This is a genomic window from Bradyrhizobium sp. 141, assembly GCF_023074055.1.
In the GTDB taxonomy this organism is placed as follows: Bacteria; Pseudomonadota; Alphaproteobacteria; order Rhizobiales; family Xanthobacteraceae; genus Bradyrhizobium.
Genome location: NZ_JADPKR010000097.1, coordinates 138,753 through 160,576, shown reverse-complemented (window position 1 = coordinate 160,576; position 21,824 = coordinate 138,753). Strand labels below are relative to the sequence as shown.

Genomic DNA, 21,824 nt, shown 5'->3' with positions numbered 1-21,824 from the left:
CTGTCGGCAGCGCACTCAAGAGCAGAGCGCGCAGTTTGGAGGATTTCGAAACTGGATTTGCTCGAAGAGGCTTTGCGTTGCGGCGAATGGCGACGAACGCGTCAGATGCCCAGATATTTGTGCTGGAGATCCGGCTCGGCCATCAGCTGGTGCGATGTGCCGCTCCACACCGTCCTGCCGCGCTCGATGATGGTGTGACGATCGCAGATGCGGGCGAGGTGATCGACGTTCTTGTCGACGACCAGGATCGACTGCCCCCGGCTCTTGAGCAGCGACAGGCAGTTCCAGATCTCTTCGCGGATCAGCGGCGCGAGGCCCTCGGTCGCTTCATCCAAAATGAGCAGCTTCGGGTTGGTCATCAGCGCGCGGCCGATCGCAAGCATCTGCTGCTCGCCGCCGGAGAGCTGGTTGCCCATGTTGGCGGCGCGCTCGGCGAGCCGCGGGAACAGCACGTAGATCGCGGCCAACGTCCAGGGGTTGGGGCTGCCGAAACGATCGGCCGCGGCCGCGACCAGATTTTCGCGGACGGTGAGGTTCGGGAAGATCTGACGTCCCTCAGGCACCAGGCCGACGCCGAGCTTTGCGATCCTGTACGAGGGAAGTTGCCTGACCTCGGCACCCGCGAAACGAATGCTGCCGGCGCGCGCCGGCGTCAGGCCCATGATGGAGCGGATGGTCGTGGTCTTGCCCATGCCGTTGCGGCCCATCAGCGAGACCATCTCGCCCGGCTTGATCGACAGCGACAGGCCGAACAGCACCTGGGACAGGCCGTAGCAGGTCTCGATGCCGTCGACGTCGAGCAGCGTCTCAGCCATGATGCGTCACCACGTGCTGATCGCCGAGATAGGCGCGCTTGACGTCTTCGTTGGCCCGGATCGCGGCCGGATCGCCGGAGGCGATGACGCGGCCATAGACCAGCACCGAGATGCGGTCGGCAAGCGCGAACACCGCCGGCATGTCGTGCTCGACCAGCACGATCGAGACTTCCTTACGCAGTTCCTGGAGCAGTTTCACCATACCCTGGGATTCGGTGACACCGAGACCGGCCATGGGCTCGTCGAGCAGCAGCAATTTCGGCTTGCTCGCGAGCGCGACCGCAAGCTCGATCTGGCGCCGCTCGCCATGGCTGAGCTTCGACACCAGAACATCGGCGCGATGAGCCAGCCCGACGCGATCGAGCGCGGCATGCGCGGCATCACGCAAGGATCGCTCCTTGCGCGCATCGGCGAAGAAGCGGAACGAGGTGCCGGCATGGGCTTGGGCTGCCAGCGCGACGTTGTCGGCGGCGGTGAAATCGAGCAGCAGCGAGGTGATCTGGAACGAACGCGCAAGCCCCAGCGCACAGCGGCGATAGGCCGGCAGATAAGTGATGTCGCGCCCGGCCAGCGAGACGCTGCCGGAATGCGGCTCGAGATGCCCGGTGAGCTGGCTGATCAGCGTGGTCTTGCCGGCACCGTTCGGGCCGATGATGGCATGCAGCTCGCCGGCCGCGACGTCGAGCGAGACGTTGTCGGTCGCGACGATGCCGCCAAAGCGGCGCACCAGCTTTTCGACGCGGAGCAGGGGTTCAGCCACGGCCAGCCCTCCCGAGCATGCCCATGATGCCGCCACGGCCGAACAGCACGATCAGCAGCAGCAGCGGGCCCATGATCAGCGCCCAATATTCGGTGATCTGCGACAAGAACTCTTCCAGCAGCAGGAACACCACCGCGCCCATGATCGGGCCGAACAGCGTGCCCATGCCGCCCAGGATCACCATCACCATGAGGTCGCCGGAACGCGTCCAGTACATCACGGCCGGGCTGACGAAATCGGTGTTGTTGGCGAGCAGCGCGCCGGCAAGCCCGCACATGGTGCCAGAGATGACGAAGCAGACCAGCTGGTAGCGCTTGGCGGGGAAGCCGATCGCCTGCATGCGCTGCTCGTTGGAGCGCAGGCCCTGCACGACGAGGCCGAAGCGCGAATTGACGATGCGCCAGATCAGGAAGATGACGCCGAACAAGCAGGCGAGGCAGAGATAATAGAACTGCGTGCGGTTGGAGAGATCGATCAGCCCGGAGAAGTCGCTGCGCTTGTAGACGGTGAGGCCGTCGTCGCCGCCGTAGCGCGCCAGGCCCGAGGCGACGTAATAGGCCATCTGGGCGAAGGCCAGCGTGATCATGATGAAATAGACGCCGCGGGTGCGTAAGCTGAGCGCGCCGATCACCAGCGCATAGAGCGCGGAAGCGGCGAGCGCGACCGGGAACTGGATGAAGCCGCTTCCGACGCCTTCCTGCGCGAGCATGCCGACCGCGTAGCCGCCGATGCCCAGATAGGCGGCGTGGCCAAAGCTCATCATGCCGCCGAACCCCATGATGAGGTTGAGGCTCGCGGCCGCCAGGGCCAGGATGATGATGCGGGTGAACAGCGTCAGGATGAAGATGTTGCCCGACATTTGCGAATAGAGCGGCAGCAGCACGAGGCCCGCCAGCATCAGGGCCGTGACGGCCTTGCTCACTGTGAGAGCCTTCATCGACGATTGGCCGGAAACAGCCCCTCCGGCCGCACCACCAGCACGATCGCCATCAGCAGATAGATCAGCATGGATGACAGCGCGGGTGCGGCGGTGGAGGCAGCGGCGCCGCTCAGCACCTGTCGCAGCAGATTGGGCAGGAAGGCGCGGCCGAGCGTGTCGATCATGCCGACGAAGATCGCGGCCAGGAACGCGCCGCGGATCGAGCCGATGCCGCCGATCACGATGATGACGAAGGCGAGAATCAGGATGTTCTCGCCCATGCCGATCTGCACGGTGAGGATCGGCGCCTGCATCAGCCCGGCAAGGCCGGCGAGCGCGGCGCCTAGACCGAACACCAGCGTGTAGAGCAGCTTGATGTTGATGCCGAGCGCGCCGATCATCTCGCGGTTGGAGGCGCCGGCCCGGATCAGCATGCCGATGCGGGTGCGCATCACACCAAGATAGAGCAGCAGCGCGACCAGCAGCGCCACAGCGATGATGGCGAGCCGATAGGCGGGATAGTGAATGCCGGGCAGGATCGGCACCGGCACGGTGAGCCAGGCCGGCAGCGGCAGCGCCAGGCCCGCCGGGCCCCAGATCAGCCGGACGGCTTCGTTGAAGAACAGGATCAGGCCGAACGTCGCGAGCACGTGGTCGAGATGGTCGCGGCCATAGAGATGCCGCAGCGCGCTCATCTCGAGCACGATGCCGAGCACCAGCGTGGCGCCCAGTGCCAGCAGCGCACCGAGCAGGAAGCTGCCGGTCCACGCCGCGAAGGTCGCGGCGAAATAGGCGCCCATCATGTAGAGCGAGCCGTGCGCGAGGTTGACGAGATCCATGATCCCGAACACCAGCGTCAGGCCGGCGGCGAGCAGGAATAGCAGCAGGCCGAACTGCAATCCGTTCAAGAACTGTTCGACGACGAGCAGCATCAAGACTCTTTCAGGCGCACGCGGTGTCGCGCCGATGTTCGAACACGGTCGCCATCAGTGAAAGAGCTCCCCCTGCCTGTTCAAGGCGGAAAAATGGGTAATGGCAGTATCGTTCCGAGGCAAGAGCGATTCGACATCAAACATGCACTTTGTTGCATCCCGGCCCGCCGCTCAAAACGGCATTGCCGAACGCAACGCAACACGGCCGCCGCGCAGGCTGGGGCAACCTGCCGCACCCAAACCGATCACCCTCTCGCCGGTTGGCCCGGCAAGAGGGTGCGAATTCGTGGGAATGTAAGCAAGGATGACGTCTAGTGCGACGTCATCTGCTGGGGAACGTCATCCTGTTCGGCGAGCACGCTGTTGGCCGTCGAGGCCTCCAGCGCCGCCATCCGGAACAGATAGGCGAGCGTCGCCAGTCCGGTGTCTTCCGCCATCTGCGCCAGCTCGAGCGCCATGTCGGACATGTAGCCGAGATTCTCGTCCTCGATCTGCGCCATGATCTGGCTGTCCCGCATCATGTTCGACATCTCAGGCGCTCTTTCGTTGCGCGGCAGCAGCGCCGCAGAGGTTGGCACGGGCAATGCAGTCGATCCGCGGACCGTCCTGCTGGACGACGCTGGTCATCCCGATACGGTCACGCACGACATCGAGCGACTCCTGACGGATCTCGATCGTTGCCGCCATGGTCAAGGAATTCTCCACCAGCGCGGGCAATCCCAGCGGCGTCACGACGAATCCGATGTCGTGGAAGCGCGGCAGCCACCAAGTCTCCATCACGAGACAAAGCCGCTCGATGCCCTGGTCGAGACAGAATTCCTGCGCAGCCGCCATCAATTGCAGATTGAACGCGCCGTCGCGGCGCTCGCGCGAGACGAAGAAGCGCGACCACTCCCAGACCAGCGGGTCCGAGGGGCAACCGCGTACCGCGGCGAGCTGCGGGAACACCTCGCTCATCATCGTCGGCCTGGTGGTGGGATACAGGCGCGAGCCGCCAAGCACCCGGCGGTTCTCGAGAGCCAGCAGGTAGACTGCGTCCTCATTGTCGTAGGTATCGATCTCGCGGCCATCGGGCTTGCGCAGCGCCTCCCATTTCCGCTCCTCGACGAAAATCTCGTGACGAACCCGAAAATGCTGTTCGAGGACGTCCTCGTACAGGTGCCGATTGACGGCAGAAATCACATGAATCATGAACTCCCCCATGGCTTGAAATGAGGGGAGCCTCAGCGAAAAAGACAAAACCGACTATTGGGAAATTTCCCAGTAGGCGAGGATTTCAGGGATTGATGATTCTGTGGCGGATCGCGATCGCGACCGCGTGCGTCCGGTTGACGGCGCCGAGCTTGCGCGCGGCGGTTGCAAGATGCTCTTCCGCCGTGCGTTGCGTGATGTGCAGGATCTCGCCGATCTCCCACGCCGACTTGCCCTGCGAGGCCCAGGCGATCACCTCCCGCTCGCGGGGGGTGAGGCGCGTCGACGGATGCGGCGCCGGATCGAGCAGACGGCGAATGTGGTCGAAGCCGTACATCCCGATCAGATGCAGCGCCGGCTTGCTGCGCGCATTGAGGTCGAGATGGACGCCGCCGAGCGAGACGCCGGCCTCGTAGCCGGTCAAGCCGTGGATCGGCACGACGAAGCCGCGCGACATGCGGAAATCGGCGGCGCGCCGCATGACCTCCACCGCACCCGGCTCCAGCTCCGGATCGTACGGCGCTTCGGACCATTCGAACGGGTTCACCGACTGCCGGCATTTGCGGATCACGGGATCGACACGGTCGTAGCTCTTCTGGGTGTAGAGGCTGAACCACTCCGCCGGCCACTTCTTGGCGAGCACCATTTGGGAAAAGCGCTGCTCGGGATTGGGCAGGCCCGTCACGATGATATGTTCGAAACCGTACCGGCCGAACGCGGTTGCAAGCGCGTCCATGGCGTCCGGAACCTTGGTGTAGGCTCCAAGCCCTTCGATGAAGTCGAGCGCCTCCCGGCCATAATCTACGGCATCTGCGGCGGACATCGGTGCGTTTCCTGACTTTCGCCCTCCATATAGCACGTATTCGGGAGCTGCCTCAAATGCGCTGCAGCCGTAGTTTCCCGGTGCTCATCTGGCCTGAAGATTTAAACTACTTGTGGCAGAATTGACGTCACGATACACCTGAAGCGTCCGCAGCGGGAAAACCAAATGGAAGACGAGGACATTGCCCTCAACAGCGTGCTCGGTCTGGAATTGAACCGCGTGTTTTTCGCCGTCCACGAAACGGCAAACAAGCAGAAGATCATCGAGTTCGCGCGCGAGGTGCTGCAAAGCGAGCGTGAGGCGCTGGCCGACCGCGTTTCGCCCGAAGGCCCGGCGAGCTAAAGCGCGGGTGCGGCGTTACGCGCTCTCCGACGCTCTTCCATTTGAACGCGCTGATTTTAGTCGAAACAATCTGACCGAGAAGTTGCCTTTCCTTCTCCCCTTGTGGGAGAAGGTGGCGCGAAGCGCCGGATGAGGGGTTCTCTCCGCGCACTCACTGCGGCAGGATCATTCGCGGAGAGAACCCCTCACCCGGCTCGCCGCTACGCGGCGAGCCACCCTCTCCCACCAGGGGAGAGGGAAAGGCATCGCCGCCATGATCGTCTTTCGGACGCAAAGAACATGATGACGCTGCGCCAGGTTGAAGTGATCCGTGCCGTGATGGTGACGGGGACCATCGGCGGTGCGGCGAAGCTGCTCAACGTCTCGGCGCCGGGGATCAGCCGCCTCGTCAAATACACCGAGCGCTCGCTCGGCATCCGCTTCTTCCAGCGCCAGAACGGGCGTTACTTCCCGACGCCGGAAGCCGAGAATATCTTCGAGCAGATCAACGGCGTCTACAAGAAGGTCGACGATCTCTCAGAGATCATCTCCAAGATCGGCCGCGGTGGGTTGTCCGAACTGCGGATCGGCTCGGTACCCAGCATCTCGCAGGTGATGGTGCCGCGCGCGATCGAGCGCGTCCGTCGCCGCTATCCCGATCTCGGCATCGACATCAACATCCTCAAGCTCGAGGAGGCCATCGACTATCTCATGCTCGGCCGCGGCGAGTGCGTGGCGATGAGCTACCGGCTGGAGCATTCCGCGCTCGACTTCATGCCGCTCGCCTCGGGCGAGCTGTACTGCATCGTGCCGCCGGGCCACGAGCTCGCCGGCCGCAAGCAGGTCTCGGCCGCCGAGATCACCCGCTATCCGCTGATCGGCATCGATCCCAACGATCCCTATGGCCGGATCATGGCCGAGATCTTCGCGCGCCACCGGCTCGACTACAACATCACCATCCGCGCGCGCTTCGGCACCACGGTCTGCGCGCTGGTGAAGGCCGGACTCGGTATCGCCATCATCGACCAGTTCACCGTGGCCCATGGCGGCTATCCCGGGATCGAGCTCTTGAAGATCGCCGAGCCGACGCGGTTCGACACCTACATCGCGGTCAAGCGCGGCGCGCCGCTGTCGCTTCATGCCGAGTATTTCATCGAGTCGCTGCGCACCGAGATGCGCGCGGTCGAGCCGTCCCGCGGCAACGGCAAGGCCGTGCCGGGCGGCAACGGCAAGGCCGTGCCGGCGCGCGGGCGAAAGAAATAACATGATGTTAGGTTTGTCCGATAAAAGGGTAATTGTGTTAGGCAGCGGAAAGACTATCGTCGCAGCTGGAAGCCCCCTTGGATTTGTGCGGATTTCCCCGCTAATGACCGGGACCGAACGCTCCCAACGAGACGATAGCGAATTATGTCGAAGCGCGGATACGCCGCCAGCAAGAAGCTCCTCACCGGCCTGATCGGCGCGCCGATCGCGCATTCCGCGTCCCCTGCCATGCATGAGTGCGCCGCCGAGGCGCTTGGCCTGCGCGGCCATTACCAGCTCATCGAGGTCGCCGGCGCCGACGCGGCCGGGTTGCGCATGATGCTCGAAGGCGTGCGGCGGCTCGGCTTTGCCGGCGTCAACATCACCTACCCCTACAAGGAAGCGGTGGTCCCGCTGCTCGACGCGCTGGCGCCGGGCGCGGCCGCCATGGGTGCGGTCAACACCGTCGTCGTCAGGGACGGCCGGCTGACCGGCCACAACACCGACACCACGGGCTTTGCGCGCGCCGTGGCGCCGCTGCTGGCGCCCGCGGACAACGCCGTCGCCGTGATCGGCGCCGGCGGCGTCGGCAAGGCCATCGCGTTTGCGCTGGCGAGCCTCGGCGTGACCGACATCCGCATCCTCGACAGCGAGCCGGCGCGCGCCGAAACGCTGGTTGCCCTGCTCGCCCCACGCGGCGGTGCCCGCGTTGCCGCCAGCGTCGAGGAGGCACTCGATGGCGCAACCGGCCTCGTCAACGGCACGCCGGTCGGCATGCTGCCGAACCGAGACACGCCAGTGCCGGCGGTGCTGCTCAGGTCCGACCTATGGGTCGCCGACGCCGTCTATTCGCCGCTGATCACGCCGCTGCTTGCCGCAGCCCGAGACAAAGGCGCTCGGATCATGACCGGCCGCGAACTCGCGATCTACCAGGCTGCCGACGCCTTCGAACTGTTCACCGGCCTTGCCCCATCGACCGAGGTCATGGGAGAGGCTTTTGATGCCGTGATGGCGGCGCGCAGCGCCGCCTATCAGGCAGCTTGAGACGAAGCGGCCGGATACAAGGCCGCTTGCAAAATTTGAAACGTGAGGAGACGACGATGAAATCAACGCTACTGGTGGGCGCGCTGCTCACCGCCATGACCGCAACGAGCGCCTTTGCCCAGGCGATCAAGCTCGCCGACGTCGCCGAACTCTCGGGCGGCGGCGCCACCGTCGGCACCAATTGGAAGAACGGCATCGACCTGGCGATCGAGGATATCAACGCCAAGGGCGGCGTGCTCGGGCGCAAGCTGGAGGTCACCCACGCCGACTCGCAGTCCAACCCGGGCGTGGCGCGTGCCCAGGTGCAGAAGGCGCTCGATGCCGAGCCCTATGTGCTGCTCGGGCCCGGCTATTCCGGCTCGGTGAAGGTCACAGCCCCACTGGCGGCCGAAGCCGGCATCGCCCAGATCATGGGCGGCGAAGCCGCTGAGCTGACGCAGGCCGGCAACAAGTTCCTGTTCCGGACCTCGTTCGGTCAGCAATCCTCGATGCCGAAAGTCGCAAAGTACATCCATGACGAGATGAAGGCGAAGACGGTTGCGGTGGTCTGGGTCAACAACGACTTTGGCCGCGGCGGGCGCGATGTCGTGGTCAAGGAGCTGGACCGGCTCGGCTCCAAGGTGGTCGCCGACCTCTCCACCGAAGCGGGCCAGGCCGATTTCGCCGCAGACGTCGGCAAGATCAAGGCTGCAAATCCCGATGCTGTGTTCGTCTATCTCAACGAGGAAGAGAGCGCGCGCATCCTGAAAGAGCTGAAGCGCCAGGGCGTCACCGCACCGCTGATGGGCGAGACCACGCTGATCGGCCAGAAGGTGATCGAGCTGGCGGGCGATGCCGCCAACGGCGCCCGCGGCCATGTCGGCCTCACCACCGACGCGCCAGTCGACCTGATCAAGCAATTCCGCGAGAAGTTCTCGAAGAAGTACAATTACGTCCCCGACCATAACGGCCTGAAGGGCTATCTCGCCGTCTACATGGTGAAGGCCACCACCGAGAAGATGGGCAAGGTCGACCCGAAGAAGTTTGCCGACACGCTGCACGGCCTCACCATCAAGGCCGCCGACGAGCCGGGCATCCTGATGGACGTCACCTTCAGCGACACCGGCGACATCGACCGCCAGAGCTTTCTGGTCGAAGTGGTCGAAGGCAAGCAGGTCGTGAAGCAGGTGCTGCCGAAAGTGAAGTGAGGGACGCGGTCTTTCACCTCTTCTCCCTCTCCCCGTTCTTACGGGGCCGCGACGAGCTTCGCACGCGCTGAGAGGGTTGGGGTGAGGGGCTGCTTCCGCAATGGCGGAGTTGAATTCGCGGAGAGCGCCCCTCACCCCGCCCTCTCCCCGCAAGTGCGGGGCGAGGGAGACGATAGAGCGGGGCGAGGGACACGAGAGGGAAAATGTCCAATCTGTTCGATCTTCTGGTCGCGGGACTTGCCACTGGCGCGATCTATGCGCTGGTCGCGGTCGGCTTCACGCTGCTGTGGCAGACCTCGCAGACCATCAATTTCGCGCAAGGCGAGTTCGTGATGCTGCCGGCGTTCCTGATGCTGGCGGCGATGCATGCCGGCGCGCCGTTCTGGCTCGCGATCATCCTCGGCATCCTGCTCTCGATGATCCTGCTCGGGCTCGCCTTCAAGCTGCTGCTGGTGGACCCGATGATGCGCCACGGCGTGCTGCCGCTCGCGATTGCGACCATGGCGCTGGCGATCGGCCTCAAGGAAGCGGTGAAGCAGTTCTTCAGCGCCGAAGCCTCGCCGTTCCCCTCGATCCTGCCGACCGGTGACGTCTCCATCCTCGGCCACGCGGTGGCGCTGCAAAGCATCGGCGTGCTCGTCGTCGCCATCTTCGCCGTAATCGGCCTGACCACACTGCTCAACCGCACCTCGCTCGGCCACCAGATGCAGGCGGCGGCGCAGAACCCGACAGTGGCGCGCATCATCGGCGTGCCCGTCGAGCGCATGATCCTCCTGACCTTCCTGATCAACGCCTTCCTGGTTGCGCTGGCCTCGCTTCTGATCACGCCGATTTACCTTGCAAAGTTCTCCTCCGGCGAGGTGCTGGGCCAGGCCGCTTTCATCGCCGCGATCGTCGGCGGCTTCAACCAGGTGCGCGGCGCGATCGCCGGCGGCCTCCTGATCGGCGTGCTCGACAATCTCGCGGCCGCCTATGTCTCGACGCAGTACCGCGCCGCCGTGCCGATGATATTCCTGATCGCGGTGATCCTGTTCCGGCCGCAGGGCTTGCTCGGCCGCGCCGAGGAGCGCACCGTATGAGTGGCTTTGCCAGACCGTTGAAAATCGCGCTCGGCCTCGCCGTCATCGCCGCGCTGATCATCGTCCCCATGAACTTCAACCGCTACGGCCTGTTCATCCTGAGCCAATGGGCGGTGATGAGCATCGCCGCGATGGGCCTCAACCTCACGCTCGGCTACGCCGGCCAGGTCTCGCTGGCCCAAGGCGCGTTCGTCGGCATCGGCGCCTATGCGTCCGCCATCATGACCACGCATGGCTGGCCGCTGCCGGCCGCGATCGTAGTCGCAATCGCCTTGAGCTTCGCGGTCGGCTGGGTGCTCGGCTATCCCGCGCTCCGCGTGCAGCATCACTACCTCGCCTTCGTCACGCTGGCTTTCTCCACCCTCGCCTTCCTGGTGTTTCGCAACGAGAGCTGGCTGACCGGCGGCATCTACGGCATCTCCAACATTCCGCGCCCGCACGTTTTTGGCCTCGCGACCAACAAGCCGCTGCCGTTCTATTATGTCTGCCTCGGCTCGCTCGCGATCGTGTCGGTGGCGGTGTGGTGGCTGATCCGCTCGCCCTGGGGGCGCGCCTTCATGGCGCTGCGCGAGAATCCGCTGCGCGCACAATCGCTCGGCATCGATACGCGCCGCTACACGCTGATGGCGTTCGCGATCGGCTCGGCGCTCGGCGGCGTCGCCGGCGCGCTCTACGCGCCGCTGACGCAATATATCGATCCGGTGCCGTTCAACCTGTCGCTCTCGCTCGACCTGCTGATGATGGTGATCGTCGGCGGCGCCGGCTTCTATTTCGGTCCGTTCTTAGGGGCGATGATCGCGGTGCTACTGCCGGAATGGCTGCGCTTCACCGAGGGCTATTATCTGATGCTCTATGCCGTGGCGGTGATGCTGCTGCTGATCTGGTCGCCGACCGGCATTCTGGGGATCCTCGACCGCTATCTCGCCGAGCGCCGCACCAAGGCAGCGTCCGCACTGCGCGCCGTCGCAAAATCCCGCCTGGAGACGGCGCAATGAGTGCAGTCCTCGAAGTCACCGACATCAAGAAGAACTTTGGCGGCATCAGCGCCGTCGACGGAGTTTCCTTCGACGTGCGCGAAGGCGAGATCCTCGGCCTGATCGGGCCGAACGGCTGCGGCAAGTCGACCCTGTTCAACTGCATCCTCGGCCAGCTCACGCCATCGGGCGGCGAGGTCAAGCTCGACGGCAAGCTCGTCACGGGCCTGCGCCCCGCCGAACTCAACAAGCTCGGCGTCAGCCGCACCTTCCAGCTCCTTCAGGTCTTCCCAAAACTCTCGGTGCGCGAGAACCTGATCCTCGCCGGACAGGAGCACCAGGGCAACATGGCCTCTCGCCTCGTCGGCCGCTCCGATGCCGGGCTCACCGACGCCGCCAACCAGATGATCGGCTTCTTCAAGCTCGATCATCTCGCCGACGAACCGGCCGGCGGCCTCTCCTATGGCCAGCAGAAGCTGCTCGACGCCGCCATGGCCTTCATGGGCGGCCCGCGCCTGGTGCTGCTCGACGAGCCCGCGGGCGGCGTCAACCCGTCCATGCTGGCGGATTTGAAGGAGCGCCTCGTCGCGATCAACCGTGAGAAGAACGCCACCTTCGTCGTGATCGAGCACAACATGGAATTCGTGATGTCGCTGTGCTCGCGCGTGATGGTCATGGCGGAAGGCAAGGTGCTGGCGATGGGACGGCCGGACGAGGTGCGCAAGAACCCCGCCGTGATCGAAGCCTATCTCGGACATTAGGAAGCCAACATGAGCGATCCGATCCTCTCGGTTCACAATCTCGTCGGCGGCTACGGCAAGATGACAATCCTGAACGGCACGACCTTCGCCGTGCCGCAGGCGACCATCACCACCATCATCGGCCCGAACGGCGCCGGCAAATCCACCGTGTTCAAGGCGATCTTCGGCCTGTTGAAGCCGCGCGAGGGCAAGATCAGCTTCGCCGGCCGCGACGTCACCAATTTGAGCCAGCGCGCGCTGCTCAATGCCGGCATCTGCTACGTTCCGCAGGGCCGCAACATCTTTCCCGAACTGTCCGTGCGCCACAATATCGAGCTTGGCGGCGTCGCTGCCGGGAAGGGTCTCGACCTCCCCGGGCGGATCGAAGCCGCGCTGGACCTATTCCCGGCGCTGCGGCGGAAATCGACGCAGCAGGCTTCCACACTGTCCGGCGGCGAGCAGAAGCAGCTCGAGATCGCCCGCTCGCTGCTGCTCGAGCCGAAGCTGGTGCTGATCGACGAGCCCTCGATCGGCCTGTCGCCGCTGATGGTGCAGCAGACCTTCGACATCCTCAAGAGTTTGCGCGACCGCGGCGTCACGATCCTGATGATCGAGCAGAACGCGCGCTCGGCGCTGGAAATCTCCGACATCGGTATCGTGCTCGAGCTCGGCCAGACCCGCATGGTCGACGACGCCAAGCGCATCCTGAACGATCCCCGCATCGGCCAGCTCTTCCTCGGCGGCGCCATGGAGGAGAGCGCGGCATGAACGCGAAAATGCGCATCGCCGTTGCCGGGGCCGGCCTGATCGGCCGCCGCCACATTGAATTGATCGAGTCCTCCAAGGATTGCGTGCTCGCCGGCATCGCCGATCCATCGCCCGCCGCGAAGGAGTATGCGCTGGCGCGCAACGCGCCCTGCTACGCGGACCATCGCGCATTGCTGGCGCAGGAGAGGCCGGACGGTCTGATCATCGCCTCGCCCAACACGCTGCATTTGCCGATGGCACTCGACTGCACTGAGGCGGGCGTGCCGGCCTTGATCGAGAAGCCGGTGACCGAGACGGTTGCCACCGCACAGCGCCTGTGCGCAGCCGTGAAACGTACCGGCGTGCCGATGCTGGTCGGCCACCACCGGCGACACAATCCCATCATCAAGGCCGCACGCGAGACCGTGGCGGGCGGCAAGCTTGGCCAACTCACCGCAGTGGTGGGACTCTGGCTGCTGAAGAAGCCCGACGACTATTTCGAAGTCGCATGGCGGCGGGAGCAAGGCGGCGGGCCGCTGCTGATCAATCTCATCCACGACATCGACAATCTTCGCTTCGTTTGCGGCGAGATCGTCGAAGTTCAAGCGCTGACCTCGAACAAGGTGCGCGGCTTCGCGGTTGAGGACACGGCCGCCCTCCTGTTGCGCTTTGCCAATGGCGCACTCGGAACCGTGACGGTGTCGGATGCGACGCCGGCGCCGTGGAGCTGGGAGCTGACCGCCGGCGAGAACGCGGTCTATCCCAGGCAGGACCAGCCCTGCTACGTCTTCGCCGGCACCAATGGTTCGCTGTCGGTGCCGACCATGGAGCTGTGGTCGTATCGACAAGATCCCGGCTGGCATGAGCCGCTGGTTCGCGAGCCCGTCGCATTCTCGGCTTACGATCCGCTCGTCGAACAGCTCCGGCATTTTCTCGCGGTGATCGCGGGCCGCGAGCAGCCGCTGATCTCCGTCGAAGACGCGATGGGCACGCTCGCTGTCGTCGAGGCCGTCAGCGAGGCTGCGCGCACGGGCCAAAAAGTATCGCCGGGCCGGATCATGGAGCAAGCTGCATGAACAAGCGTTCGATCGCCACCGTCTCTCTCTCAGGCGCTCTCGACGAAAAGCTCCGCGCCATCGCGGCCGCAGGCTTCGACGCGGTCGAGATCTTCGAGAACGATCTGCTGTCGTTCGGCTCAGGCCCGCGCGAGGTGGCACAGCTGTGCAAGGACCTCAATCTCGAGATCTGCGCGTTCCAGCCGTTCCGCGATTTCGAAGGCATGCCCGAGCCGCAGCGCGCGCGCAATTTTGCTCGCGCGGAACGCAAGTTCGATTTGATGCAGGAGCTCGGCACTGATCTCTTGCTGATCTGCTCCAACGTCTCGCCCGCCTCGCTCGGCGGCATCGACCGAGCCGCCGACGATTTTCGCGAGCTGGGCGAACGCGCGGCCAAGCGCTCCTTGCGCGTCGGCTACGAGGCATTGGCCTGGGGACGCCATGTCAACGACTATCGCGATGCCTGGGAGATCGTGCGCCGCGCCGATCACCCCGCGATCGGAATCATCCTCGACAGCTTTCACGCCTTGGCACCGGGCTTTCCGACGGGTGCGATGGCCTCGATCCCCGGCGACAAGATCTTTCTGGTGCAGCTTGCGGACGCGCCGAAGCTCGCGCTCGACATCCTGTCCTGGAGCCGGCACTTCCGTTCGTTTCCCGGCCAGGGCGATCTGCCGGTCGACGAGTTCATGGCGGCGATCGCGGCAACCGGCTATGCCGGGCCGCTGTCGCTGGAGATCTTCAACGACCAGTTCCGCGCCGGCTCGACCGCGCAGACCGCCATCGACGGCCTGCGCTCGCTGATCCTGCTGGAGGACCAGCTTGCGCCGGACTGGCCGAAGCTCATCCGCGAGCCGCTGGCGCCGAAGGCGAAGAGTCGCGGCACCGGGTTCGTCGAGTTTGCCGTCAACGAGACCAAAGCCGGCGAGCTCGCCCACTTGTTTTCGCAACTTGGCTTCCGCAAGACCGGCGCGCATCGCAGCAAGGCAGTGGAGCGCTGGTCGCAGGGCAAGGTCGAGCTCGTCATCAATAGCGAGACCGACGGCTTTGCCCATTCCCACTATGTCACGCACGGCCCCGGCGTTTGCGCGATTGCGCTCGATGTCGACAATGCGGGCCTTGCCATGCAGCGTGCCGAGACGCTGAAGGCGCGTACCTTTTACCAGCCGGTCGGGCCGGGCGAATTGGAGATACCCGCGATCCATGGCGTCGGCGGCAGCCTGCTCTATTTTCTCGACCAGGCCGGCAAGAACTGGGACACCGACTTCGAGCCTGTTGCGAGCGATGCGGGCGCGGACGCTCTGCTCGCGGTCGATCACATCGCGCAGTCGATGCCCTATGACGAGATGCTGTCCTGGCTGCTGTTCTACACCGGCATTCTCGACCTGACGCGGCTGCCGCAGATGGAGATCGCCGACCCCAGAGGTCTCGTGCAGAGCCAAGCCATCGTCAACGCAGACCAGAGCCTGCGTTTCGTGCTCAACGGCTCCTCCGCCAACCGCACCCTGCCGGCGCGCTTCATCTCGGAGTTTTTTGGCTCAGGCGTGCAGCACGTCGCGTTCGCGTGCAAAGACATCTTCGCGACCGTTGCGGCAATGCGCCAGCGCGGCGCGGATTTCCTGGACATCCCCGATAACTACTACGACGACATCGAAGCCAAATATGACCTCGCGCCGGAGCTGATGGCGCAGCTGCGCGCCAATCACATCCTCTACGACCGCGAGGGCGACGGCGAGTTCTTCCAGGTCTACACCCACATCTTCGACGAGCGCTTCTTTTTCGAGATCGTCGAGCGGCGAAACTATCAGGGGTTCGGTGCCGCCAATGCCGGGATCAGGCTGGCGGCGCAGGCTCGAGAGGTGCGGCCTGCGAGCATGCCAAGGGTGTAACGATCCTCTCCCCATGTGGAAAGGGTTTCTCTCCGCGAGTCCGGAATCGTAGGGTGGGCAAAGGCGCGCTTGCGCCGTGCCCACCACCTCCCCAATTATGCGGTGCGAATGGTGGGCACGCTTCGCTTTGCCCACCCTACGATATTTCCCTCTCCCCTTGTGGGAGAGGGTGGCTCGCCGCAAAGCGGCGAGACGGGTGAGGGGTCTCTCTCCGCGCACGCGATAGAATTTTTCCGCGGAGAGATACCCCTCATCCGGCGCTTCGCGCCACCTTCTCCCACAAGGGGAGAAGGGGCAACGTCGCTTGTGGCTACTTCATCTTGCACTTGTCGTGGAAGCGATCCTGGTCGTTCTCGACGATGGTCGCGACCGTCTTCAGCGCGAGCTGGCCTTCGGCGTCCTTCACGACGTCCTGCAGATAGAAGCTCTGCACCGGGATGTGGTTGTTGCCGTATTTGAACGCGCCGCGCAGCGACTTGAAGTTGGCCTTCTCCATCTCGGCCTTCATCGCGTCCTTCTTGCTGGTGTCGCCCTTCACCGCGACCACCGCGCTGTTGATAAGCTGGGCGGCGTCGTAGGATTGCGCGCCGTAATAGGTCGGACGCAGGCCGGTGTACTTCTTGCGGTAGTCGGCGACGAAGCGCTTGTTCTGCTCGTTGGGGAGGTCGTTGACCCATTCCTGCGCGCCGGGAACGCCGAGCGCGTTCTCCTTCTGCAGCGGCAGCGACAGCTCGTCGACCGTGAACGCCGTATAGAGCGGCATCGTGCTCTTCAGGCCCGCCTGCACATATTGGTTGAGGAACTGCACGCCGGCAGCGCCGGGATAGAACACGAAGATCGACTCGGCGCCCGAGGCGCGCGCCTTGGAGAGCTCGGCCGAGAAGTCGAGCTGGCTCGGCCAGACCGTATATTCCTCGCCCTTGACCTCGCCCTTGAAGGTGTTCTTCACGCCCGCGAGCATGTCCTTGCCGGCCGCGTAGTTCGGTCCGATCAGGAACACGCTCTTGACGCCCTTCTGGTTCATGTAGAGGCCCATTGCCTGCGGCGTCTGGTCGTTCTGCCAGGAGGTCGAAAACACGTAAGGCGAGCAGAGCTCGCCGGCGAGCTGCGACGGACCGGCATTGGCCGAGATCAGGAAGGTCTGCGAGTCGACGGCCGTCTTCAGCGACGCCAAAAGCACGTTCGACCAGATGTAGCCGACGATGAAGTCGACCTTGTCCGACTGCACCAGCTTCTCGGTCTTCTGCTTGCCGACATCGGGCTTCTGCCCGTCATCCTCGTAGATGACCTCGACCGGCTTGCCGTCCATCTTGCGGCCCATGTGGTCCAGCGCGAGCTCGAAGGAGTTGCGCATGTCGTTGCCGATCACGGCGGTCGGGCCGCTGAAGGTCGAGACGAAACCGATCTTGATGGTGTCGCCGGCGAATGCCTGATTTGCCAGCACCAGCGCCGCTGCGCCCGCCAGCCAGAATGCCGTCCTCATAACCACTCCCCTCCTTTATTATTGAGCCCGCAAGCGGGGTGATCGCCGCCCCGGGTCGTCTCTATTGAACGCAAAATCCATCGAGCCGCCAATGGCTCAGCGCCTGCCCCTGCACCATATTTCGCCCCCCTTGGCGATGGCAAGAAATATAATTCTACATACTTCGGCCAAGGCTCCGGCAAGGCTGCGGCGCTTTTTCGCGCCTGATCGATACATTCGGCCTATGCGGCGATTGATGACAGCTATTGGACCGCAGCGTCCAATCGGCACTTAAATGGGAATGTGGAGCAGCGAGATTCGAGGGTACATCATGACCACGACACCGCATCGCGTCGTCATCGTCGGGGCCGGCTTTGGTGGACTGGAGGCGACCTACCGGTTGGCAGGCATCCCGGTCGAGATCACGCTGATCGACCGCCGCAACCATCATCTGTTTCAGCCGCTGCTGTATCAGGTCGCGACCGCCTCGCTCGCGACCAGCGAGATCGCCTGGCCGATCCGCCATCTCATGCGCGACAGACCGGAGGTGACGACGCTGTTCGCGACTGTCAGCGGCGTCGATGCGGCAAGGCGCTGCGTGCTGATCGACGACGGAAGCGAGGTGCCTTACGACACGCTGGTGCTGGCGACCGGCGCGCGTCACGCCTATTTCGGCCACGACGAATGGGAGCAATGGGCGCCCGGCCTGAAGACGCTGGAGGACGGCACCACGCTGCGCCGGCACATCCTGGTGGCATTCGAGCGCGCCGAGCGCGAGACCGACCCGGGAAAGCGCGCGGCGCGGCTGACCTTCGTCATCGTCGGTGCCGGCCCGACGGGCGTCGAGCTCGCCGGCACCATCGCGGAGATGGCGCACCACACCTTGCCCGGCGATTTCCGCAACATCGACACGACCAAGGCGCGCGTGGTGCTGATCGAGGCGGGGCCGCGCGTGCTCGCGGGCTTTGCCGACGATCTCTCGGCCTATGCGCAGGAGTCGCTAGAGAAGATCGGCGTCGAGGTCGTGCTCGGACAGGCCGTGACCGAGATCAATCGGGAGGGTGTGGTGTTCGGCGGCAGACTGCTCGAGGCAAAAACACGGATCTGGGCCGCCGGCGTCCGCGCCTCGCCTGCCGCCGAGTGGCTGGGCGCACCCAGCGATCGCGCCGGACGCGTGCAGGTCGAGGCCGACCTGACCATCCCTGGCCATCCCGAGATCTTCGCGATCGGCGACACCATCAGCATCGACGCCTGGGAGGGCAAGCCGGTGCCGGGCATCGCGCCGGCCGCGAAGCAGCAGGGCCGTCACGTCGCCGAGACCATCAAGGCCCGCCTGCGCGGTGCTGCGACCGGCCCATTCCGCTACAAGCACGCCGGCAGCCTCGCCCAGATCGGCAAGCGGCTAGCCGTCATCGACTTCGGCCGCTTCAAGCTGCGCGGAACGATCGCGTGGTGGATCTGGGGCATCGCCCACATCTACTTCCTGATCGGCCTTCGCCACCGTCTCAGCGTTGCGCTCAGCTGGCTCTGGATCTACGCCCGAGATCAGCGGGCGGCGCGGCTGATCACGCAGGGGTCAAGCAAGGTGGTGTAGCCTTTTCTTCCTTCTCCCCTTGCGGGAGAAGGTGGCGCGAAGCGCCGGATGAGGGGTTCTCTCAACTCGCGAGATCGTCCGTGAGGAGAGAACCCCTCACCCGGCTTCGCTTTCGCGAAGCCACCCTCTCCCGCAAGGGGAGGGGTGCAGCAGTGCTCGCCGCAACAGCTACAGCTACTTCACCAGCTCACACCCACCTTCCGCCAGCGGGCGGAACGCCTGCTCCGCGGGGATGGTCGAGACCAGCTTGTAATAGTCGTAGGGATATTTCGACTCGTCCGGCTTCTTCACCTCGAACAGGTACATCGGATGCACGACGCGGCCGTCCTGGCGGATGGTGGTGTCGCCGAACAGCTTGTCCTTGCCCCTGAACTTCTTCATCTCGGGCACGGCGCCCTTGGCATTGTCGCTGCCGGTGGCGGCAACCGCGTTGAGATAAGCGAGCGTCGAGGCATAGACGCCGGCCTGGTTGCCGCTCGGCATCTTGCCGTTCATGCCCGGACGCGCGGCGAACCGCTTGGCAAAGGCGCGGGTGTCGTCGTTCATGTCCCAGTAGAAGGCTTCCATGAGCTGGAGGCCCTGCGCGACCTTGATGCCCATGCCGTGGATGTCGTTGATGAAGAGCAGGAAGGCGACGAGCCTCTGTCCGTTCTGCTGGATGCCGAACTCGGCGGCCTGCTTCACGGCGTTGATGGTGTCACCGCCGGCGTTGGCAAGGCCGATCACCTGTGCCTTCGAACCCTGCGCCTGCAACAGGAAGGAGGCGAAGTCGGAGGTGCCGAGCGGATGTTTCGAGGAGCCCAGCACCTTGCCGCCGTGTCCTTCGATGTATTTCTGCGCCTCCGCCTCGATGCCCTTGCCCAGCGCGTAATCGACCGTGAGGAAATACCAGTCCTTGCCGCCGCGTGACATCATCGCGGCTGCCGTGGTGTTGCCGGTCGCCCAGGCGTCGTTGACCCACTGGATGGTGTTGGGCGAACAGGCCTTGCCGGTGAGATCGGAGCTTGCGGTCGAGGAGGCCAGGAAGGTCATGCGGCTGTCGCGCAGCAGCGTGTTGATGGACAGACCGACCGCCGAATTCGGCACGTCGACGATGGCATCGACGCCTTCGACATCCAGCCATTTGCGCGCAATGGCGTTGCCGACATCGGCCTTGTTCTGGTGATCGGCATAGACGATCTCGACTTTGATGCCTTTGCCGCCGCCATTGAAATCCTCCGCCGCCATGCGCGCGGCTTCCACCGAGCCCATGCCGTTGGTGTCCTGGAAAATGCCGGAGATGTCGTTGAGCACGCCGACGCGCACGACATTGTCCGAGATCTCGGCGCTTGCCGCGCCGGACACCAGGCTTGCGGCCAGCGCAAGCGTCCACCTCAGATGTTTCATCATTCCCTCCCATGTTTGATGTTTTGTGCACCGGTCGTTACCGGCACGTCGAGACTCAGACCTGCCGTTCCGGCAGCTTTACGACGAGCCCATCGAGCTCGGGCGTGAACTTGATCTGGCAGGATAGCCGGCTCGTCGGCCGCCGCTCGCTCGCGGTGCCGTCGAGCAGCGCATCCTCGTCGTCCGCCATGTCAGGCAGCCGCGCGAGCCAACTCGCGTCGACATAGACGTGACAGGTCGCGCACATGGCGTTACCGCCGCATTCGGCCAGGATGCCGTCGAGGCCGTGACGGGTCGCCGCCTGCATGGCGCTCTCGCCCTCGCCGGTCTCGACGCGGTCGGACTTGCCGTCAGAATGGATGAAGATGATGGCGGGCATAAAACTCCTCGTCAGGCCGGGGTGATGGTGACAGGCAGACTGTCGAGCCCGCGCAGCGTGTTGTTGAAGCGGCGCTTCGGCTCGCCGGTGATCTCGATCTTCGCGATCCGCCGGGCCAGCGCGGTCAGCATCACCTCGCCTTCGAGGCGGGCGACGAGTTGACCGACGCACATGTGGATGCCCGAGCCGAAGCCGACATGGCCGGAGGTGCGGCGCGTGATGTCGTAGCTGTCCGGCTTGTCCCAGCGCCGCGGATCACGATTGGCGGCAGCGAGGAACATCAGCACTTTCTCGCCCTCGCCGATCCCGACGCCTGCGAGTTCGACTTCGCGGGTGGTGGTGCGGAAGAAGGTCTGCACCGGGCTTTCGAACCGCACCGCCTCCTCGAAAGCGTTACGCGCCAGCGTGGGATCGTCGCGCAGGCGCTGCCACTGGTCGGGGAAGCGCGCGAGGCAATAGACTGCGGCACCGATGCCGTTGACCGTGGTGTCGAGGCCGGCCGACAGCAGGGAGCGCACCAGCAGCGGCGCCTCGGTCGCGGTGATCTCGCCCTCGTCAACCCGGGCGTGAATGCAGGCACCGAAACCGCCAGGCGCGAGATTGTCGCGCTGGCACTGCTCGGCGACATAGGCCTGGTGCGGCGCCGAGCGCGCGATCGCCTCCTGGCGCAGCTCGTTCGGCGGACCGAACGCGTTGAACACCACGCTCGCGTAGGGAATCAGATGCTCGCGCCCTTCCGCCTTCAACCCGAGCGCATCCGGAAAGATCGAGAGCGGATAGGCTTCGGCGAGATCGGTGATCGCGTCGAAGCTGCGCTTGTCAAGCAGCGCATCCACCCGCTCCTCGGCGGCGGCTGCAAAGCGGTCGCGCACCTGCTTCATCACGGTCGGCGACAGCACTTTCGACAGCACGGCACGGGTGCGGGTGTGCGCGGGGGGATCGGCTTCGAGGATGATGCTTGGCGGCCGCCACGGCGTCTCCTTCTTGAAGTCGGAGAGGCCGACGCCGCGGCTGGAGCAGAAGGTCGCGGGATCGTTCAGCACCGCATGGACCTCGGCATAGCGCGCCACGCCATAGACGTTCCATTTGTCGAGATAGACGACCGGACCGGCCTCCCGCAGCCGCTGATGCGTGGGATAAGGGTCGGCAAAAAACTTCATGTCGAAGGGATCGACGTCGAGATGCGGGACGGAAGCGGAGTCCGCAGGAGAGCCGGATACGGTCATGGAAGACCTCCCTCATTTTGATCTTGTGAAAGGGCGGCGCATGGCCTTAGGTCAGCGGG

The 21,824-nt window shown here is 64.7% G+C and carries 22 protein-coding genes; 11 read left to right on the top strand and 11 right to left on the bottom strand.

Translation table 11 applies throughout. The annotated features are described in order from the left end of the window. Nucleotides 1-101: 101 nt before the first annotated feature. The 7 genes from IVA81_RS29830 to IVA81_RS29800 form a co-directional block, all read right to left on the bottom strand. On the bottom strand, nucleotides 102-815 hold the full coding sequence (locus IVA81_RS29830; protein WP_247324610.1) for an ABC transporter ATP-binding protein: 714 nt from the start codon (nucleotides 813-815) through the stop codon (nucleotides 102-104). Then, nucleotides 808-1,575: an ABC transporter ATP-binding protein gene (locus IVA81_RS29825; RefSeq protein WP_247324609.1), complete on the bottom strand. Its 768-nt coding sequence runs from the start codon at nucleotides 1,573-1,575 to the stop codon at nucleotides 808-810. Before IVA81_RS29825 ends, IVA81_RS29830 begins: the two co-directional genes overlap by 8 nt. Beyond that, entirely contained in the window at nucleotides 1,568-2,512 is a 945-nt protein-coding gene (locus IVA81_RS29820) for a branched-chain amino acid ABC transporter permease (RefSeq protein ID WP_247324608.1), read from the bottom strand. The genes IVA81_RS29825 and IVA81_RS29820 overlap by 8 nt, the downstream gene beginning before the upstream one ends. After that, nucleotides 2,509-3,426: a branched-chain amino acid ABC transporter permease gene (locus tag IVA81_RS29815; RefSeq protein ID WP_247324607.1), complete on the bottom strand. Its 918-nt coding sequence runs from the start codon at nucleotides 3,424-3,426 to the stop codon at nucleotides 2,509-2,511. Before IVA81_RS29815 ends, IVA81_RS29820 begins: the two co-directional genes overlap by 4 nt. A 311-nt stretch (nucleotides 3,427-3,737) precedes the next feature. Beyond that, nucleotides 3,738-3,956: a hypothetical protein gene (locus IVA81_RS29810; RefSeq protein ID WP_247324604.1), complete on the bottom strand. Its 219-nt coding sequence runs from the start codon at nucleotides 3,954-3,956 to the stop codon at nucleotides 3,738-3,740. 1 nt (nucleotide 3,957) lies between these two features. Beyond that, the gene (locus tag IVA81_RS29805) at nucleotides 3,958-4,617 is read right to left on the bottom strand and encodes an acyl-homoserine-lactone synthase (RefSeq protein WP_247324603.1); all 660 of its coding nucleotides are present in this window, start codon (nucleotides 4,615-4,617) and stop codon (nucleotides 3,958-3,960) included. A gap of 85 nt (nucleotides 4,618-4,702) precedes the next feature. After that, the gene (locus IVA81_RS29800; protein ID WP_246927773.1) at nucleotides 4,703-5,440 is read right to left on the bottom strand and encodes a LuxR family transcriptional regulator; all 738 of its coding nucleotides are present in this window, start codon (nucleotides 5,438-5,440) and stop codon (nucleotides 4,703-4,705) included. A gap of 165 nt (nucleotides 5,441-5,605) precedes the next feature. Between IVA81_RS29800 and IVA81_RS29795 the strand changes: the two genes are divergently transcribed. The 10 genes from IVA81_RS29795 to IVA81_RS29750 all read left to right on the top strand — a co-directional run bounded on the left by IVA81_RS29795 (nucleotide 5,606) and on the right by IVA81_RS29750 (nucleotide 15,718). Next, on the top strand, nucleotides 5,606-5,782 hold the full coding sequence (locus tag IVA81_RS29795) for a hypothetical protein (protein WP_247324601.1): 177 nt from the start codon (nucleotides 5,606-5,608) through the stop codon (nucleotides 5,780-5,782). A gap of 279 nt (nucleotides 5,783-6,061) precedes the next feature. Continuing rightward, a complete protein-coding gene (locus IVA81_RS29790; RefSeq protein ID WP_247324598.1) occupies nucleotides 6,062-7,024 on the top strand; it encodes a LysR family transcriptional regulator in 963 nt (320 codons plus the stop codon). A 144-nt stretch (nucleotides 7,025-7,168) separates the two neighbouring features. Continuing rightward, on the top strand, nucleotides 7,169-8,047 hold the full coding sequence (locus tag IVA81_RS29785; protein WP_247324597.1) for a shikimate dehydrogenase: 879 nt from the start codon (nucleotides 7,169-7,171) through the stop codon (nucleotides 8,045-8,047). A 56-nt stretch (nucleotides 8,048-8,103) separates the two neighbouring features. Then, a complete protein-coding gene (locus tag IVA81_RS29780) occupies nucleotides 8,104-9,234 on the top strand; it encodes an ABC transporter substrate-binding protein (protein ID WP_247324594.1) in 1,131 nt (376 codons plus the stop codon). Between the two features lie 203 nt (nucleotides 9,235-9,437). Then, nucleotides 9,438-10,313, top strand: coding sequence for a branched-chain amino acid ABC transporter permease (locus tag IVA81_RS29775; RefSeq protein WP_247324593.1), 876 nt, complete (start codon nucleotides 9,438-9,440; stop codon nucleotides 10,311-10,313). Beyond that, complete coding sequence (locus tag IVA81_RS29770; RefSeq protein WP_247324591.1) at nucleotides 10,310-11,308, top strand: branched-chain amino acid ABC transporter permease; 999 nt, start codon at nucleotides 10,310-10,312, stop codon at nucleotides 11,306-11,308. Before IVA81_RS29775 ends, IVA81_RS29770 begins: the two co-directional genes overlap by 4 nt. Further along, nucleotides 11,305-12,048 carry an ABC transporter ATP-binding protein gene (locus IVA81_RS29765; RefSeq protein ID WP_247324589.1) on the top strand — a complete coding sequence of 248 codons (744 nt, stop codon included), beginning with the start codon at nucleotides 11,305-11,307 and terminating at the stop codon, nucleotides 12,046-12,048. Before IVA81_RS29770 ends, IVA81_RS29765 begins: the two co-directional genes overlap by 4 nt. 9 nt (nucleotides 12,049-12,057) lie before the next feature. After that, nucleotides 12,058-12,795, top strand: a complete 738-nt coding sequence (locus IVA81_RS29760) for an ABC transporter ATP-binding protein (RefSeq protein WP_247324588.1) — start codon at nucleotides 12,058-12,060, stop codon at nucleotides 12,793-12,795. After that, complete coding sequence (locus IVA81_RS29755) at nucleotides 12,792-13,850, top strand: Gfo/Idh/MocA family oxidoreductase (RefSeq protein ID WP_247324585.1); 1,059 nt, start codon at nucleotides 12,792-12,794, stop codon at nucleotides 13,848-13,850. The genes IVA81_RS29760 and IVA81_RS29755 overlap by 4 nt, the downstream gene beginning before the upstream one ends. After that, entirely contained in the window at nucleotides 13,847-15,718 is a 1,872-nt protein-coding gene (locus IVA81_RS29750) for a sugar phosphate isomerase/epimerase and 4-hydroxyphenylpyruvate domain-containing protein (protein WP_247324583.1), read from the top strand. The genes IVA81_RS29755 and IVA81_RS29750 overlap by 4 nt, the downstream gene beginning before the upstream one ends. 310 nt (nucleotides 15,719-16,028) lie before the next feature. Here the strand turns inward: IVA81_RS29750 and IVA81_RS29745 are convergent, their stop codons facing one another. Beyond that, nucleotides 16,029-17,201 carry an ABC transporter substrate-binding protein gene (locus IVA81_RS29745; protein WP_247324580.1) on the bottom strand — a complete coding sequence of 391 codons (1,173 nt, stop codon included), beginning with the start codon at nucleotides 17,199-17,201 and terminating at the stop codon, nucleotides 16,029-16,031. A gap of 310 nt (nucleotides 17,202-17,511) precedes the next feature. Between IVA81_RS29745 and IVA81_RS29740 the strand changes: the two genes are divergently transcribed. Further along, complete coding sequence (locus tag IVA81_RS29740) at nucleotides 17,512-18,774, top strand: NAD(P)/FAD-dependent oxidoreductase (protein ID WP_247324579.1); 1,263 nt, start codon at nucleotides 17,512-17,514, stop codon at nucleotides 18,772-18,774. A gap of 174 nt (nucleotides 18,775-18,948) precedes the next feature. Here IVA81_RS29740 and IVA81_RS29735 read toward each other — a convergent pair whose 3' ends face one another. Genes IVA81_RS29735 through IVA81_RS29725 form a run of 3 tightly spaced genes read right to left on the bottom strand, consistent with a single transcriptional unit; the run spans nucleotide 18,949 to nucleotide 21,765 of the window. Next, on the bottom strand, nucleotides 18,949-20,160 hold the full coding sequence (locus tag IVA81_RS29735; RefSeq protein WP_247324573.1) for an ABC transporter substrate-binding protein: 1,212 nt from the start codon (nucleotides 20,158-20,160) through the stop codon (nucleotides 18,949-18,951). Nucleotides 20,161-20,215: 55 nt separating this feature from the next. Then, nucleotides 20,216-20,539: a 2Fe-2S iron-sulfur cluster-binding protein gene (locus tag IVA81_RS29730; protein ID WP_247324571.1), complete on the bottom strand. Its 324-nt coding sequence runs from the start codon at nucleotides 20,537-20,539 to the stop codon at nucleotides 20,216-20,218. 11 nt (nucleotides 20,540-20,550) lie between these two features. After that, a complete protein-coding gene (locus IVA81_RS29725) occupies nucleotides 20,551-21,765 on the bottom strand; it encodes a cytochrome P450 (RefSeq protein ID WP_247324565.1) in 1,215 nt (404 codons plus the stop codon). Nucleotides 21,766-21,824: the final 59 nt, after the last annotated feature.